The following is a 15,880-nucleotide window of genomic DNA, read 5'->3' as shown; positions in this document are numbered from 1 at the left end:
GGCTCAGCGTCCGCTGATCCAGGTGTCGAAGAACTGGAGCCGGGCCGAGGCCTCGAACTTCAGGTCCTGCACGTTCGGGCCGGCGCCGATCGCCTGCGACAACTCCACCGTGGGGATCCACAGGCCGTTGTCGAGCACCTGCTGCTGGGCGTCGGCGACGAGCGCGCTCCGCTCGGTGGTGTCGGTGGTGGCGAGCTGCTTCGCGAGCACGTCGTCGAGCGCGGGAATCGGTCCGCGGTTGTTCAGGTTGCGGCCCTCGAGGCCGAACTGGGTGCGGAGGATGTCACCGTCGGCGCGGGTGCTGTTGTAGTAGGTGGCGTCGAAGTCCTTGGCATTCTGGCGGGCGGTGGCCTCAGGAGTGGACACGAGATTCAGCTGCAGATCCACTCCCACCTCTTTGAGCTGCTGCTGCACCAGTTCGAGAATGGCCTGGTTGCCGGCGAACACCGAGCTGAACAGAACGGGGAAGCTCAGCTTCTGACCGCCCTTCTCCCGGATGCCGTCGGCACCGGGAACCCAGCCCGCCTGATCCAGAATCGACTTCGCCTTCTCCGGGTCGTACGTCACGTCCGGCAGCGACACGTAGCCGGGGGTGCGGCTGGCCAGCGTGCTGGTGGCGGGCGTGAAGTTGGGCCCGAGCACGGTGTCGACCAGTTCCTGCCGGTTGATCGCCGGGACCAGCGCGCTGCGCACGACGGGGTCGACGAGCGGTCCGCGAGTCACGTTGGGCTGGAAGCCGAACGGGGTCCCGGGGTTCGACGTGGTGAGCACCTGCCCGCCCGCGCCTTCGATCTGCGGGGCGTCCTGCGGCAACGCGTCGCTGATCGCGTCCAGCTGTCCCGAGGACAGGCTGCCCGTGCGGACGCCGGATTCGGGCACGACACTGAACTCGATGGTGTCGAGGTAGGCCTCGCCGTCGTGGCCGAACACGTCCGAACCCCAGTTGTATCCGGCACGCTTGGCGAGGGTGACCGACTTGTCCTGCTGGTAGTCGGCGTACGTGAACGGCCCGGTGCCCGAGATGTTGCCGGTGCACCGCTCTTCGGCGGACCTCACGACGGACGCATCGGACAGGATGCCCAGCTGCGGGGTGGACGACGCCTGAAGGAACTGCGCGTTGGGTGCGGCGAAGTCGACCTGCGCGGTCAGCGGGTCGATCACGGTGGTACCGGTGTAACCGGCGAGGTAGCTGGCACCGAGCGGGGCCTTGGCGCCGGAGAGGGCGTTCACGATGGCGTCGAGATTCTTCTTCACCGACTCCGCGGTGAAAGGTGTTCCGTCACTGAACGTCACCCCCTCCTTCAGGTGGAACGTGAAGGAGGACGCGTCGGCGTCGGTTTCCCAGCTCTCGGCGAGCCACGGCTTCAGTTCACCCGTTGCCGGGTCCTGGTCGGTGAGCGAGTCCACCACCTGACGGGCCACGTAGATCGTCTGGTTCGTGCCTGACTGCGCCGGGTCGGCGCACGTGGGTGCCTGGGACAGGCCGTAGCGGAGTGTGCCGCCCGGCTGTGCGGGGCCCGCATCCGCGGAGGGACTGCTGGAACCGCCACCGCAGGCGGTGAGTGCCGTGGCCAGCACGGCAGCGGCACCGATACCTGCTGCGATGCGGTAGGGCGAGGACAAAAGCACTGATGGCACCGAGAACTCCGTGATCTCGAAGAAGTGCCGTGCGCGCTGCCGAGACTATTCGGCAGCGCTCACGCGCACAGGAAGGTGAGGGACACCGGATCCGACGCGGATGCGGTGTGAAGAGCCGGAACCCCGACGGATCGGGGTGTCAGGTCAGCTGTGACAGATCGAGGTGGACAGCCGGCAGAGATCGACGTGGAGACGCCCCCAGGCGCTCACGAAACCTTCGGTCAACATCGTTCCTCCATCGATCCCGGCGGTAGCACCCGCACCCGCAGGGCGGGGGGTTGCTGCGACGTCAACGAGCCAGGTCTCTCGGTCGCTCTGGATGGTCGTTACCGAGTGTAAGAGATCGCCGGTCGCCGCGCCACACGGACCCCCGTTACCCCACTGCCTGCCGGGGCGGGAGTTCCCGCCGCGACAGAGCGGGGCGGAGACCGAGATGTTCGCGCAGGGTGGAGCCTTCGTATTCCGTTCGGTACGAGCCTCGCTCCTGCAATTTGGGCACCAGCAGGTCGACGATCTCGTCGAGTCCGGTGGGCACCAGATACGGCGAGATGTTGAACCCGTCCGTGGCCCCACTGCGAACCCACCGGGTGAGTTCGTCGGCGACCTGCCCGGGGGTGCCCGCGAAACCGGACCGCTGGGTGGTCGCGATCGCGACCTGACGCAGCGACAGGTTCTGTGCCTCTGCCAGGGCCCGCCATTCCCGGGCGATGGCGAGCGGATCCTTTCCGTCACGCGCCGCGCCGCGGGTGACGGAGATCGGCGCGGGCACCGGATCGAATTCGGGCAGTGGACCGTCCGGGTCGCGATCGGACAGATCGCGGCCCCACACCTGCCCGACCAGAGACAACGCCGTCTGCCCGGTGTACTGGCCCTCGAGAACCCAGCGCACCTTCTCCTCCACCTCGGACGCGTTCTCCGCGAGCACGATCTGCGTGCCCGGCAGAATCTTGACGTCGTCCTCGGGGCGCCCGGCACGACGCAGTCTCGCCCTGATGTCCTCGGCGAAGGCGAGCGCCTCGCCGAAATGCGTTCCGTGCCGGGAGAAGATCACGTCGGTGTGCGCGGCCGCGAAGTCCCTGCCCGCCGGTGAGTCGCCGGCCTGGAAGATGACGGGATGCCCCTGGGCGCTGCGCGGCAGCGTGGGAGTGATCGTGACGTCGAACTGCGGCGTGCGCCGGGACACCTCCCGCACCCCGTCCGGGGTCGACCACGACGGCGCGTCGGTGCTCGTCGCGACCGCGCCGTCGGCCCACGCATCCCAGATCGCCCGGGCGGTGTCGAGGAACTGCCCGGCCCGCTCGTACCTGTCCGCGTGATCGAGGAAGCCGCCGCGCCGGAAGTTCTCACCGGTCCACGCGTTGTCCGTGGTGACGGCGTTCCAGCCGGCACGGCCACCGGACAGCAGGTCCAGCCCGGACAGCCGCCGGGCGAGGTCGGCCGGCTCGTTGTAGGTGGTGTTCTGGGTGGCCACCAACCCGATGTGCCGGGTGATGCCGGCCAGCGCCGCGAGCTGGGTGATCGCGTCCGGCCTGCCCACGATGTCGAGATCGAGGATCTTGCCTTCCTGTTCCCGCAGGCGCAGGCCCTCACCGAGGAAGAAGGCGTCGAACAGGCCCCTCTCGGCGGTCAGTGCCACCCGACGGAACGTTTCGAAGTCGATCTGCGATCCGCTCGACGGATCGGACCAGATCGTCGTGTGGTTGACGCCCTGGAAGAAGACACCGAAGTGCACCTGGGCGCCGGGTCTGGCGTACGAGTTGTCGGTCATGTTCTCCACAACCTTTCAGCGAGAGGAGTCTTCGAGGCGCTCGGCCTGGAATCGGGTGACGGGACGGTCGAGGCCGAGCGTGCTGCGCAGGGTCGAACCGGGGACGGGGCGGTGGGCGATGCCGGCGCGCAGGAGTGCCGGGACCACGGACCGCGCGAGCACCGGAAGATCCTCGTCGACGACGGCGGGATGCAGGCGCACACCGTCGACGTGCGCATCCAGGGCGCGCAGCAGTTCCAGCAGCCCGGTGGCATCGCCGGCGAACGACAGCCGTCCGCTCGGCGGGGCAGGGGGGGACGAGCCGAGTGCCACATCCAGTTCGGCGAACACCAGCGGTGCGCCGCCTGCCTTCGCGCGCCCGGCGGCCGCGCTGGTGTCCTCGAGTGTCGGTCCGGACACCAGCACCACGTCGACCAGCGACGGATCCGTGTTCCCCTCGGAGCCGAACACCACCAGTTGCCCCTGCGGCGGTCGTGGCACGATGGCCGGACCCTTCACCGAGTAGGTCTCACACTGGAAGTCGATGTAGTGCAATCGGTCGCGGTCGACGAAACGCCCGGTAGCGTGGTCGCGGATCACCGCGTCGTCCTCCCACGAATCCCACAGGTCCCGGACCACGGTGATCGCGTCCCGTTCCTCCCGCGCGAGGTCGGCGGGTGCGGTGACCTCGGGTCGGCCCAGTGCGCTCGCGACCCGCGGGTCGGTGTCGCGGGCTGCGATCCAGCCGCCACGACCGCGCGACGCGTAGTCGAGCGTCGCGAGCTGGGAGGACGTGTGGAACGGCTCGGCGTATGTGGTGCCGACGACCGGTACGAGACCGATCGTGCTGGTGGCCGCGGCGACGAACGCTGCGCGGTTCACCGCGTCGATCCGGCCCACGGGTCCCCCGTCGGCGCCGGGGGGGCAGGAGCGAATCGCCGAAGGAGGCGAACGTGAACCCGGCGTTCTCCGCTGCCGCGACCCGGTCCGCCACCGTTCGCCCGGTCAGCAACCGGTCCGGTGTGTGCGCGGCTCGCCGCCAGGCTTCGGGATGCGCACCCTCGCCGTCGAGTTCGATGCCCAGAACCAGGCTCATGCGGTTTCCTCCTCGGTGCCGGCCGTGAGGGGTCGGCTCGGAATGGTCTCGCGCAGCGCGGGTGCCACCTCGGCCTGGAACAGCTCCAGGCTTTCGCGGTGCTGCTTGTCGCTGCCGACGCGGTCAGCGCTCAGGTGGATCACCTCGTGGCCGAACTGCTCGTGGTAGCGCTGCACCTTGTCGATCACCTGCTGCGGGCTGCCGATCAGTGCGGAGCTGCGTTCGACGAAGTCCTCGACGGTCTCGAACACCACCGGAAGTCCTGCCCTGCGGGCGAAGTCGAGGCGAGCGGCGTGAATCGGCCGCCACACGTCGAGCGTATCCTGTGAGTTCGGCGTCACGTAGAACCCGGCAGTTCCGGCGCCGACGAGGGCGTCGGCGGGATCGTGACCGTAGTGGGCCCACCGTTCGCGGTAGTGCCGGACGAGTTCGGCGTACGAGTCGATGGGGTACGTGACGTTCGCGGAGAAGATCGGATCACCGTAGCGGGCAGCGAGATCCACTGATTCCTTGCTCGTCGCGCTGCCGTGCCAGATCCGGATCCGCCGCTGCAGCGGGCGCGGCAGTGCGACGGCGTGCTCGAGAGACGGCCGGAACGTGCCTTCCCAGGTGACGTCCTCGCTCTCCCACAACTGCCGGAACAGTTCGTAGCCCTCGCGGTTGCGGTCCCACTGATCGTCCGGGGTGACCTGGAACAGCTCCGCCTGCGCGGTGCCGTTGCCCTTGCCGATGATGAGCTGCAGCCGGCCGCCCGACAGGTTGTCCAGCGTCGAGTAGTCCTCGAACGCACGGACGGGGTCGAGCAGGCTCAGCGTGGTCACCGCCGTCCACAACTGCAGCGTGCTGGTGCGCGCCGCGATGGCGCTGAGCACCACGGGTGGGGACGAGGACAGGAAGGGATGTTCGTGGCGCTCGCCCACCGCGAACCCGTCGTACCCGAGTTGCTCGGCGAGGACGGCGGACTCCACGACCTCCTGCAGCCTGGCTGCGGTGCCGATCTTCTCCCCTGTCACCGGATCCGGTTGGTGAGTGATCAGGCTCATCAGCAGAAATTTCATACGGACTCGTACTCCTTTGCGGCACAGGCGGAAGGCAGAGCGATAGCGGTGTGCAGGATCTTCTCGAAACCGTGGATTCCGACGTCCTGCGGTGGGAGGGAGCGGTCGAACAGTGCCGTGTACCCCGCCGCCAGATACAGGGCCACCGCCTCGGGCTGCCGCGGCCCCGTGGTGAGGAAGATGCGGGAATAGCCGGCCCGGACGATCTCGGCCTCGAGCTCCCGCAGCACGATTCGTCCGAGGCCGCGGCGGCGGTGTGCCGACGAGGTCCAGATCCGTTTGAGTTCGGCAGTTGTGTCGTCGTAGCGGCGGAAGGCCCCGCCCGCCACGGACGTCCCGTCCTCGACCACGACGAGCAACGCGCCACCCGGTGCGGCGAACTCCTCCGCCGGATACGTGCTGAGATTTTCGTAGATCTCGTCGCGGGTGCGCTCGTACCGAGTGCTGTACTCGATCGCCAGTTCTTCGAGCAGCGGTGCGGCCAGTGGATCCGTCTGATCGACGAACACGGTCTGCACGGATTCGGTCCTCTCGGTCACTGGTCCTCCTGTCAGCTGGTCTTCGGGAGTCCGGGCGGGTTGACGACCGACGTGCCGACGGCCTCGCTCGCGATGTTCCAGCGGTCGAGAACCTGTGCATACGTGCCGTTCTCGATGATGTGATTGATGGCCTCGTTGACGGCGGTAACCAGTCCGTTGTCCTTCTTGGTGAGCACGGCGATCTCACCCTGGAGGGCGTCGCCGGCTCCCGAGAACGTTCCGGCGATCTCGCTCTCCCCTGCCTGCGCCACGTGGAACGACGAGGACGGGTTGGGCCCGAAGTAGGCGTCGATCCGGCCCGACGCGAGGGGAAGGTAGTAGTCGGTGACGTTCTGGTAATAGGTGATGTCGGTGGGTTCGAGCCCCGCAGCGACGTTCTGCTCGCTCCACTTCACCAGCAGCGCTTCCTGATTGGTGCCGGAGGAGACCGCGATCTTCAGGCCCGCGACGTCCTTGGGCTCCTTTATCTGAATTCCGCTGTCCTTTTTCGTCTCGAACGCGACCGTGTCGAGGCGGTACGTCGAGAAGTCGTACTTCTCCTTCCGCTCCTCGGTGACGGTGACGTTCGAGATGAGCGCGTCGGCCTCCCCCGAGTCGATCCGGACGAAGTTCTGCGCCCAGTCGGCGGCCTGGAGATCGACCTTCAACCCGAGAACGTCGCCGATCAGGTACGCGAAGTCGGTCTCCGAGCCGATGAGCGTCTTGTCGTCGTCGGCGTAGAAACGCAGGGGCGGGGCGGAACCGGCGCTGCCAGTCACGATGAGCGTGCCGCGGTCGCGGATCTGCTGGGGAACCTTCGCGGCGATCGACTCGACCTCGTCGGTGGTGATGCGATTCTGGTCTGCGGTGAGGTTGTATCCGGCGGCCGAGGTCGGCCCCGATCCCTCGTCCTCGATGTCGCCGCCCCCGCACGCGGCGGCGAGCAGCGCGACGGTGGTGAGGGCCGAGGCCAGAATCTTCGTACGGAACCGTGCGGTGGACATGTGTGCCTTTCGGGGATCCACACCGAGGTGTGGAGAATCAGAGAACTCGGGAGAGGAATGCTGTGGTGCGGGCGTGCTGCGGGTTGTCGATGACCTGCGAGGGCGGGCCCTGTTCCACGACGACGCCGGCGTCCATGAAGACCGCCGTGTCGGCGACCTCCCGCGCGAAGCCCACCTCGTGGGTGACGATCACGAGGGTCGCGCCGTCCCGTGCCAGTTGTTTGATCACGGCGAGGACCTCACCGACCAGTTCGGGGTCGAGGGCCGACGTGGGCTCGTCGAACAGGATCACCGCCGGGCGCAGTGCGAGGGCCCGCGCGATCGCGACCCGCTGCTGCTGGCCGCCGGACAGTTGTCGCGGGTACTCGTGGGCCTTGTCGCGCACGCCGACCCGTTCCAGCAGCGCGATCGCCTCGGCCTCGACCTCGGCGCGGTCGCGGCCCTGCGCTGACACCGGCGCCTCGATCACGTTCTCCAGCACCGTGAGGTGGGGGAACAGAGTGAAGTTCTGGAACACGAATCCGATCCGGGAACGCTGCTTCAGGATCTCGCGTTCACGCAGTTCGTGCAGTTTGTTGCCCTTGCGCCGATAGCCGATGAGGTCGCCGTCGATGCGGATGGTGCCCCGGTCGACCTTCTCCAGGTGGTTGAGCGTGCGCAGCAGCGTGGACTTGCCGGAACCCGAAGGCCCCAGGATCACCGTCACCTCACCCTTGCGGACCAGCAGGTCCACCCCCTGCAGGACTTCGAGTGCGCCGAACGACTTGTGGACTCCGCGGACTTCCACCGCGAACTCCGCCGGATTGGCTTCGACCGTCATTTCGTGGCACCTCTCGGTACGGAGACACCGGCGTCACGGATCTCGGCGAACTTCCGGGTGAGCTTCTGCCACGGAGTCGGCGGCAGTGCCCGAGCCGATCCGCGCGCGTAGTGCCGCTCGACGTAGTACTGGCCGATCGACAACAGCGTGGTCAGGATGATGTACCAGATCGTCGCGACCATCAGCAGCGGTACGACGCGGCCGTTGCGGCCGAAGATCACCTGAACCTGGTAGAACAGTTCGGCGATCGCCATCGTCGACACGATCGAGGTGCCCTTGAACAGGCTGATCACCTCGTTCGCTGCGTTCGGCAGGATGCCGCGCATAGCCTGGGGCAGAACGATCTTGAAGAACTGGCGTCGGCGCGGAATGCCCAGCGACTGCGCCGCCTCGACCTGCCCGTGGTCCACCGAGATGATGCCGGAGCGGATGATCTCGGCGGAGTACGCGGCCTGGTGCAGGGCCAGACCGATGACGGCGGCGGTGAAGCCGCTGATGACGCCGTTGACCTCGAATGTGAAGAACCCCGGTCCGAACGGAATGCCCAGCGACAGAGTCTGATACAGGTACGTGATGTTGAACCAGAACAGAAGCTGCACGATCAGCGGAATCGACCGGAACGCCCAGATGTACACCCAGGCGATCACCTGCAGCACCGGGTTGTGCGACAAGCGGCTGACCGCCAGCACCACACCGAGTGCGAATCCGAGGATCGTCCCCCACAATGTCAGCTTCACCGTCATCCACAGGGCCTGCGGCACGGAGCCGGCGGTGAAGTACTTGGCGAACGTCGCCCAGTCCCATCCCGGGTTGGTCGCGAGGCCGTGGACGAACTGGGCGAGCAGTACCAGCACGGCGGCGCTGACGACCCACCGCCACGGATGCCACCTCCGCGCCACTTCCAGCGCGGCGTCCCCGTCGCCGGAGGGCACTGAATCGAGGGGCGCGGCCGAACGCGCCCGAACGGGGGCGCTCACGCTCCCTCACCACTTACGACAGACATCACTGAGGCGGCCTTTCACCTGGAAACGGGACTGGAGGAGGGCGCGTCTTCCGCGGGATGCGGGCGCGCGTCAGGCGCTCACCGGGCGAAATGCCCGGTGAGCGTGCTGTGAGACCTCGTCAACAGTGGCAGGAGGTGGTCCGGCACAGGTCGATGTGCCGTCTGCGCCACGCAGGGCGCGCGAGGTAGTTCATGTGCTGCCTTCCATCGATCCCGGCGGTAGCACCCGCACCCGAAGAATTCGGAAGGGTTGCTGCGACGTCAACGAGCCAGGTCTCTCGGTCGCTCTGGATGGTTGAAGCGAACACTAGCCGCATTCCCGAACCTCGTCAACACGGGGTATTTCCCTGCAACACAGGGGAAATGGTGCCGATCGGCCGCAAGAATCACCGTGCGCAGAAGTACTGACAGACGAAGGTCCATGCGGTTCGATTGTGCGTGCAGCCCTGTATCTCTGCGGTCGTGCAACCCGGCTGCCGAGCCTTCCGAGGCCCTTGTAACGTCGCCTCGGTGACACCACTCGAAGTCATCGCGATCCTGGTAGCCGGTGTAGGCGCGGGCGCGATCAACGCCATCGTCGGCAGCGGCACGCTCATCACCTTCCCCACCCTGGTGGCGTTCGGGTTCCCTCCGGTGACCGCCACGATGTCGAACGCGATCGGCCTGGTCGCCGGTGGCGTATCCGGCACGTGGGGGTACCGGCGGGAACTGGCCGGGCAGGGACGGCGGCTGCGGTGGCAGATCCCGGCGTCACTGTGCGGTGCGGTTCTCGGCTCGTGGCTACTGCTGCACCTACCCGAAACCGTGTTCGAACTCGTCGTCCCGGTGCTGCTCATCCTCGCCCTGATCCTGGTGGTGCTGCAGCCGAAGATCCAGGCCTGGGCGAAGCAGCGCGGCAGCCACGAGGCGGGCCTGAGCCCGGCGCGCCTCACCTCGCTGACCGTCGGGACGTTCGCCGTGGGCGTGTACGGCGGATACTTCACCGCCGCGCAGGGCATCCTGCTGATGGGTGTGATGGGCGCGATCCTGCCGGAGAGCCTGCAACGGATGAACGGCGCGAAGAACCTGCTCTCGCTCATCGTCAACGTCGTCGCCGCGACCGCGTACACGCTCGTGGCCTTCGACCGGATCAGCTGGGCGGCCGCCGGCCTGATCGCGGTGGGCTCGCTGCTCGGAGGTGTCCTCGGCGCCCGCTACGGCCGCAGGCTGTCGCCGACCGCATTGCGGGGAACCATCGTCGTCGTCGGCCTCGTCGGTCTGTTCCGGCTGCTCGCATAGTCGCGCATGCACCCTCCCGGTCCCTCATACTGAGTCGGTGAGCAAAGACGTAGAGCACCCGGGCTGGACCTATCTGATGGACATGGACGGCGTTCTCGTCCACGAAGAGCACCTGGTCCCCGGGGCCGACCTGTTCCTGGCCGAACTCCGGGAATCCGGTACCCCGTTCATCGTTCTGACCAACAATTCGATCAGGACTCCGCGTGACCTCCGCGCCCGTCTGCTCCGCACCGGCCTGGACATTCCCGAGGAATCGATCTGGACGTCCGCCCTGGCCACCGCGACGTTCCTGGCGAACCAGCGCCCCGGCGGCAGCGCGTACGTCGTCGGGGAATCCGGGCTCACCACCGCACTGCACGACATCGGGTACGTTCTCACCGACAACGATCCCGACTACGTGGTCCTCGGCGAGACCCGCACCTACTCCTTCGAAGCGATCACCACCGCAATTCGTCTGGTGGAGAGGGGCGCTCGCTTCATCGCCACCAACCCCGACCCCACCGGCCCGTCCCGGGAGGGTTCCCTTCCGGCCACGGGATCCGTTGCGGCACTGATCAGCAGGGCCACCGGCCGCGACCCGTATTACGTGGGCAAGCCGAATGCGCTGATGATGCGCTCGGCGCTGCGGGCCATCGGCGCGCACTCCGCGAACACGCTGATGATCGGCGATCGCATGGACACCGACATCGTCTGCGGGCTCGAGGCCGGGCTGCAGACCATCCTCGTCCTCACCGGAATTTCGACGCGGGATTCGGTGGAACTGTTCCCCTACCGCCCCACCGCGGTGCTCAAATCGGTCGCCGATCTGGTCGGCCGCACGTCGGATCCGTTCGGCGATGCGGCTCCGCCACCCGTGAGTACTTCTTAACCGCGGGACGTTGACAAGTACTCACGGGTGGCGGCAGCCGGTGACGCCCCTGATGGTCGCTGCCCTGTACGTCCCGAACGTGATCCGGTTCCCGTCTCCACCGGCGAACGTCACGTCGTGGCGTCCGGGTCGGTCGGCGTGCACGTCGAGCCGATCCATTCCGGCGTCGGTGGCGATCGCACGGGCCGCGGCCAGCACGGCGGGCCAGTCCGCGTCGCCGATCGGAGTGTCGGACAGCAATACCTGCGTGGTGACGGAAAGCCCCTCCGCGTACGCATACGGTCCCGGGCATCCGCCGCCCTGGCTGCGTTCGCGATGCCACTGCCACCGGACATCCGGTGCAATCGCAGCGACGGCCTCGCTGATCCGCACCAGCGCATCGGTGACCTGCCGCTCGGTGACCGCGAGTGTCGGCCGGTCGCTCAGGCTCGCTGCCGCCGCCGCGATCTCCTCGTCGCTGAAGTTGTACGGGTTGTCCGTCACGCCACCACATCCGCTCGTCAGGATCGCCGCACCGATCGCGGCGACCGCCTTCACTGCCCACCCGCCATCCGTCACCTGATCGCCAGTTCCGGCATGCCCGCGACGATCACCGCCATGTTGTAGCCGGACGTCCGCAGCTCTCCGTTGCCACTCGGCCGTGGATACTCGCTGTGCCCGTTGGCATCTTCGCGCTGTACACCGTCCGGGGTCGCCGCCTCGCGCACCGACAGTTGCTCGAGGTGCGTCTGCACCGGATCGGGGCCGAGCCTGCCGAACCCGTCTGCCACGGTGATGGGGTCGTCGTGTGCGCGCATCACGAACCCGTGCCGGGGTGCCAAACCGAGATCCGATTCGTCGTTCGCGTCGAACCCGGGCGACCCGTAGAACACGGCGTCGTCGACCGGTTGACGCGGTCCCGCGTCCTGCAGGGCCAGTCCCTGGGTGTACGAACCATACGAATGGCCGAGCGCGGTGATATGCGGATCGGGCGTCCGGGAAGCAATGTCAAGACCCTCGTAGAACGAGGCGAGCTTCGGGGCACCCGCGGTCGCGCGGTCGGACTGCCAGGAATCGACGAGCCATCCGCGACCGAGATTCTGGTCGATGAACGGCACGTCGTAATTGCCCGGACCGGTGGTGGTCGGCGGCTGATACCCCAGCCACGCGATCGTCGACACCGTGTCGCCGGTGCGGCCGGCCAGGTCCAATTGCCGTTCGGTCTCGGCCTTCAGCGCCGCCGCCTCCTCGGTCATCCCGCGCAGCGAGGCGACCGTCGTGTCGATGCCCGGTGTGGTGACGGAGATGTGGTCGGCGGTGTCCGGGTCGCCGAGTGCGAACGCGGCCATCGTCCGTTCCCCCGACTGCAGGTCGAGCAGCATCAGTCTGCCGTCCGGACGATCGCGCACGAGCTTCTCGAGGTCGTCGAGGTCCCGCAACTTCTGCTCGGCGTACCACAGCCGGGCGTCGTCTTCGGTGAAGGCTCCACCGAACTTGTTGCGGTCCAGCCTGTCCCGGAGCCGGACCCGTTCCGCCTCCCATCGCGACCGCTCGTCGTCGAACCGGCTCACGTTCGCCTCGTGCCGCACCGCGGACGGGATGCCGTCGCGACTGCCCACCCACTCGGGATGCTGCTCGATCACCTCGCGGCGCTGGGCTGCCGGCAGCGCCTCCCAGTACTCGCGGTTGTCGAGCGGGGAGCCGTCCGGCGGCGGCGCAGGGGCGGGCAGTCCGGTGCCCGCGCGATCCGTCTCACCGGGTTCGGCCGCGCCGTCCGCGGCCCGCGCCAGGACAGCGGCCGCGTCGGCGACGAGGTCCTCCGCCTGCAGGATCAACGCCCGGGCGGCGGCACGAAGTTCGTCCCGCCGTGTTGCCGCAGCGTCGACCGGTGGTCCAGGCGCATCGATGATGTCCCCGTTGTCCGACAGGACCATCCCGTGGGCGGCAGCCGCTTCCCGGAGGCCGCCGACCTCGGCTTTCAGGTGCGTGACCGCGTCGACCAGGTCGCGGGCCAGCCTCTCGACGACGGCGATCGCCGTCGCCTCACCGCTCAGATCATCCGCGACGATCCGGAACCGCCGACGTGCGGCGTCCGCGGCGTCGTCCTGCCACGCCGGCAACCGGCCGATGTCCGCGAGACCGTCCTGCACGAAACGGATCGTCGCCGCCCGCACCGACAGCGACCGTTGCACGGCCTGCAGCGCGCGGGTGTCCCACTGGACTATGTCCCTCAGATTCACGATCCCCCCCAGGATGCATAATGCCCGTACCCTAACGGATCGATCGCGTCCGCGGGAGTCCGATCTCGTCTCGACCGACACGAAGGATCGAAAATGAGCGGTTCCATCCACGTCGACACGGCGGCCCTACGCGCGGCGGCCGGTAAGCTCGACGTCCTGTTCGATGATGCGTCCTCTCAGCTGAACACCACCGACGCGGCCCTCGCCGACTCGGGTGCGGCGTGGCCGGAGGCGGCCGGGGCCGCGTTCGGTCGGTTCACGTCCTACCTGGACGATCGGCGGGAGTTGTTGCAGCAGTCTGTGGCCGAGATGTCGACGAGTCTCGACGAGTGCGCGCGCCGGTACGACACGCAGGACGGGGCCATCGCCGGGCACCTCGACGCGGTCCCGCCGGTCACGAGCCTCAACCTGTAGGCGCTTCGCGCCCGTGCGCCTTTGTGGTTGCCGGAACAACCAGAAAGGCGCACGGGCGGCGGAGCCGCCTATGCCAGCGCCTGCTCCAGATCCGTCAGCAGGTCGGCGGTGTCTTCGAGTCCCACGGACAGCCGGACGACGCCGTCGGTGATGCCCACGGCTGCACGACCTTCCGGGCCCATCGCCCGGTGGGTGGTGGTGGCCGGGTGGGTGATGAGCGACTTGGAGTCGCCGAGGTTGTTGGAGATGTTGACCAGCCGCAGGGCGTCGAGGAGTTCGAATGCCCGCTTCTTCGCTTCGCCCTCGGATGCGTTCAGCGCGAAGGTGACGACGGTGCCGCCGCCGCTCATCTGCCGCTTGGCGAGTTCGTGCTGGGGGTGCGATTCGAGGAACGGGTACTTGACCCAGTCGACCGCGGAGTGGTCCTCGAGGAACTGTGCGATTTCCAGTGCGGAGCCCACGGAGTGGCGCACCCGGATCGGCATCGTCTCGAGCCCCTTGAGGAGCGTCCACGCGTTGAACGGGCTGAGCGCCGGCCCGGTGTGGCGCATGAGGTTCTGGACGGGACCCTCGATGTAGTCCTTCGGCCCGAGGATCGCCCCGCCGAGCACGCGACCCTGGCCGTCGATGTGCTTGGTGCCGGAGTAGACGACGATGTCGGCACCCAACTCCAGGCTGTGCTGCAGCAGCGGCGTCGCGAACACGTTGTCCAGCACGACCTTTGCGCCGGCGGCACGCGCGAGCTCCGCCACCCGGGGCACGTCGACGAGCGTCTGCATCGGGTTCGACGGCGTCTCGAAGAACACCGCGGTGGTCGGCTCGGACAGAGCCTTCTCCCACTGGTCGAGGTCTTCACCGTCGACGAACACCGTCTCCACACCCCAGCGGGGCAGGATCTCGTTGCACACCACGAAGCAGGAACCGAACAGGCTGCGTGCCGCGACCAGCCGGTCGCCGGCCTTCAGCAGCGCGCCCAGTGCGGTGAACACCGCGGACATGCCGCTGGCGGTGCCGAAGCACGCCTCTGCGCCCTCGATCAGGCGCAGCCGCTCCTCGAACATCTTCACGGTCGGGTTGCCGTACCGGGAGTAGACGAAGTGGTCGATCTCGCCGGTGAACGACGCCTCGGCCGCTCCCGCGCTCTCGAACACGAAACCGGAGTTCAGGAAGATCGCTTCGGACGTCTCTTCGAACCCGGAACGGAGTGTTCCTCCGCGCACGCTGATCGTGCCCTGGCCGATGTCGTCCGGCAGCGCCTTGTCAAACGCGCCGCCTCGAGGAATTGCACTCACCACTGCCTCCACGGCAGGCCCAGAGCCCGCCAGCCGACCGCCCCACGGTGACCTTCGGCGTCCAAGCCGCCTTCGAAACCGTCGAGCACGTTGTACGACGGGCCGATGCCCGCCGCTGTCGCGGCTTCCGCCGCACCGATGGACCGCTGGCCGGAGCGACACAGGAAGATCACCGGGGCGTTCTCGCCACCCGCGATCCCGGCCTCCTTCAGCTGGTCCACGAAGTTGTCGTTACGAGTGCCCGTCGGGTAGCTGACCCATTCGATCAGCACGGTCTTCCGCCCGAGCGAGGTGGTGTCGGGGACTCCGACGTACTTCCACTCGGCGTCCGTCCGCACATCCACGAGCACAGCGTCGGGATTCTCGCGGAGCAGCTCCCAGGCATGCTCCGGCGTTATGTCGCCTGCGTAACTCACCATGTCAGCTTTTCACAACCCTGTTCGGTATGCCCTTCCGGGCAACGGTCAGTTGCAGACGACCCATGTCTCGCCGTCCCGCGTCAATTGCCAGGTATCCGTCGTCTCGCCCTTGCCGTCGTCGGCGCTGACCCGGACCTCCGCCCGGGCACGATCCCCGTTGACCTCGGACGACTCGACGCCCTGCAGCCTGACCTCGCCTTCCCGGTCCCGGAGCACCGACCGGTCGTCGGACCACGACGAGCAGACCAGCGTCTTCTGCAGATCGGCGTCGTCGTGGTTGTGGGCCTGGATGAAGTCGGCGACCGAACGGTTGATGCGGTCCGCTTCCGTGACGTTCTCGTCGGCGGGCGAGAGCCTGCTGGACACGACGATGGCCACGAGGATGACGACAATCACGGTGACGGCGGCGATGAACGGCACCGCCGTGGTGCGCCGGGGATCCACCGGATCTTCGGTGCCTCCCGCGTCGCGCTGGGGCGATTCGCTCGAACCGGACATGACTTCCC

General features: G+C 67.8%; 17 protein-coding genes, 1 pseudogene and 2 riboswitches. Of the genes and pseudogenes, 3 read left to right on the top strand and 15 right to left on the bottom strand.

The genetic code is table 11. The features are described from left to right. Positions 1-3 precede the first annotated feature (3 nt). From GO592_RS03460 to GO592_RS46465, 10 genes and pseudogenes are all read right to left on the bottom strand, one after another. Positions 4-1,629, bottom strand: coding sequence for an ABC transporter substrate-binding protein (locus tag GO592_RS03460; protein WP_007296442.1), 1,626 nt, complete (start codon positions 1,627-1,629; stop codon positions 4-6). 153 nt (positions 1,630-1,782) lie between these two features. Next, positions 1,783-1,866 (bottom strand): putative leader peptide, encoded by an 84-nt coding sequence (locus GO592_RS46235; protein ID WP_310794466.1) that lies wholly within the window; start codon positions 1,864-1,866, stop codon positions 1,783-1,785. Positions 1,867-1,870: 4 nt separating this feature from the next. Continuing rightward, a riboswitch (SAM riboswitch) is annotated at positions 1,871-1,964 on the bottom strand. Between the two features lie 47 nt (positions 1,965-2,011). Continuing rightward, the gene (locus GO592_RS03455) at positions 2,012-3,406 is read right to left on the bottom strand and encodes an NtaA/DmoA family FMN-dependent monooxygenase (protein WP_007296443.1); all 1,395 of its coding nucleotides are present in this window, start codon (positions 3,404-3,406) and stop codon (positions 2,012-2,014) included. Between the two features lie 15 nt (positions 3,407-3,421). Further along, positions 3,422-4,481, bottom strand: a pseudogene (locus GO592_RS03450) (LLM class flavin-dependent oxidoreductase). Next, entirely contained in the window at positions 4,478-5,539 is a 1,062-nt protein-coding gene (locus GO592_RS03445) for an LLM class flavin-dependent oxidoreductase (RefSeq protein ID WP_007296445.1), read from the bottom strand. Before GO592_RS03445 ends, GO592_RS03450 begins: the two are co-directional and overlap by 4 nt. Next, entirely contained in the window at positions 5,536-6,078 is a 543-nt protein-coding gene (locus GO592_RS03440) for a GNAT family N-acetyltransferase (protein WP_007296446.1), read from the bottom strand. The genes GO592_RS03445 and GO592_RS03440 overlap by 4 nt, the downstream gene beginning before the upstream one ends. 11 nt (positions 6,079-6,089) lie before the next feature. Then, the gene (locus GO592_RS03435) at positions 6,090-7,061 is read right to left on the bottom strand and encodes an ABC transporter substrate-binding protein (protein WP_007296447.1); all 972 of its coding nucleotides are present in this window, start codon (positions 7,059-7,061) and stop codon (positions 6,090-6,092) included. A gap of 37 nt (positions 7,062-7,098) precedes the next feature. After that, positions 7,099-7,881, bottom strand: a complete 783-nt coding sequence (locus tag GO592_RS03430) for an amino acid ABC transporter ATP-binding protein (protein ID WP_007296448.1) — start codon at positions 7,879-7,881, stop codon at positions 7,099-7,101. Continuing rightward, positions 7,878-8,858, bottom strand: a complete 981-nt coding sequence (locus tag GO592_RS03425) for an amino acid ABC transporter permease (RefSeq protein ID WP_007296449.1) — start codon at positions 8,856-8,858, stop codon at positions 7,878-7,880. Before GO592_RS03425 ends, GO592_RS03430 begins: the two co-directional genes overlap by 4 nt. Positions 8,859-9,003: 145 nt before the next feature. Further along, the gene (locus tag GO592_RS46465) at positions 9,004-9,078 is read right to left on the bottom strand and encodes a putative leader peptide (RefSeq protein WP_368681154.1); all 75 of its coding nucleotides are present in this window, start codon (positions 9,076-9,078) and stop codon (positions 9,004-9,006) included. Between the two features lie 7 nt (positions 9,079-9,085). Next, a riboswitch (SAM riboswitch) is annotated at positions 9,086-9,182 on the bottom strand. Between the two features lie 212 nt (positions 9,183-9,394). On the opposite strand from GO592_RS46465, the gene GO592_RS03420 reads away from it, so the two are divergent. Together GO592_RS03420 and GO592_RS03415 are read left to right on the top strand one after the other, a co-directional pair. Then, positions 9,395-10,162 carry a sulfite exporter TauE/SafE family protein gene (locus GO592_RS03420; protein ID WP_007296450.1) on the top strand — a complete coding sequence of 256 codons (768 nt, stop codon included), beginning with the start codon at positions 9,395-9,397 and terminating at the stop codon, positions 10,160-10,162. 76 nt (positions 10,163-10,238) lie between these two features. Next, positions 10,239-11,030 (top strand): HAD-IIA family hydrolase, encoded by a 792-nt coding sequence (locus GO592_RS03415; protein ID WP_007296451.1) that lies wholly within the window; start codon positions 10,239-10,241, stop codon positions 11,028-11,030. A 21-nt stretch (positions 11,031-11,051) separates the two neighbouring features. Here the strand turns inward: GO592_RS03415 and GO592_RS03410 are convergent, their stop codons facing one another. Both GO592_RS03410 and GO592_RS03405 read right to left on the bottom strand, forming a co-directional pair. After that, on the bottom strand, positions 11,052-11,567 hold the full coding sequence (locus GO592_RS03410) for an LppA family lipoprotein (RefSeq protein WP_007296452.1): 516 nt from the start codon (positions 11,565-11,567) through the stop codon (positions 11,052-11,054). A 17-nt stretch (positions 11,568-11,584) separates the two neighbouring features. Continuing rightward, positions 11,585-13,249 carry an alpha/beta hydrolase gene (locus GO592_RS03405; RefSeq protein ID WP_007296453.1) on the bottom strand — a complete coding sequence of 555 codons (1,665 nt, stop codon included), beginning with the start codon at positions 13,247-13,249 and terminating at the stop codon, positions 11,585-11,587. Positions 13,250-13,342: 93 nt separating this feature from the next. Here GO592_RS03405 and GO592_RS03400 point away from each other — a divergent pair, with 93 nt between their 5' ends. Beyond that, complete coding sequence (locus GO592_RS03400) at positions 13,343-13,663, top strand: type VII secretion target (protein WP_007296454.1); 321 nt, start codon at positions 13,343-13,345, stop codon at positions 13,661-13,663. Between the two features lie 68 nt (positions 13,664-13,731). Here the strand turns inward: GO592_RS03400 and GO592_RS03395 are convergent, their stop codons facing one another. From GO592_RS03395 to GO592_RS03385, 3 genes are read right to left on the bottom strand one after another with little or no spacing between them, the layout of a single operon-like run. Further along, positions 13,732-14,955 carry an O-succinylhomoserine sulfhydrylase gene (locus GO592_RS03395; RefSeq protein WP_007296455.1) on the bottom strand — a complete coding sequence of 408 codons (1,224 nt, stop codon included), beginning with the start codon at positions 14,953-14,955 and terminating at the stop codon, positions 13,732-13,734. Beyond that, the gene (locus GO592_RS03390) at positions 14,952-15,371 is read right to left on the bottom strand and encodes a rhodanese-like domain-containing protein (RefSeq protein WP_005562410.1); all 420 of its coding nucleotides are present in this window, start codon (positions 15,369-15,371) and stop codon (positions 14,952-14,954) included. Before GO592_RS03390 ends, GO592_RS03395 begins: the two co-directional genes overlap by 4 nt. A gap of 48 nt (positions 15,372-15,419) precedes the next feature. Then, complete coding sequence (locus tag GO592_RS03385) at positions 15,420-15,872, bottom strand: Rv0361 family membrane protein (protein WP_007296456.1); 453 nt, start codon at positions 15,870-15,872, stop codon at positions 15,420-15,422. Between the last annotated feature and the right edge of the window lie 8 nt (positions 15,873-15,880).

Source organism: Rhodococcus sp. 21391 (assembly GCF_016772255.1).
GTDB lineage: Bacteria > Actinomycetota > Actinomycetes > Mycobacteriales > Mycobacteriaceae > Rhodococcus_F > Rhodococcus_F opacus.
Note: the sequence above shows the minus strand (reverse complement) of the source record. Positions and strands in the feature narration are given on the sequence as shown.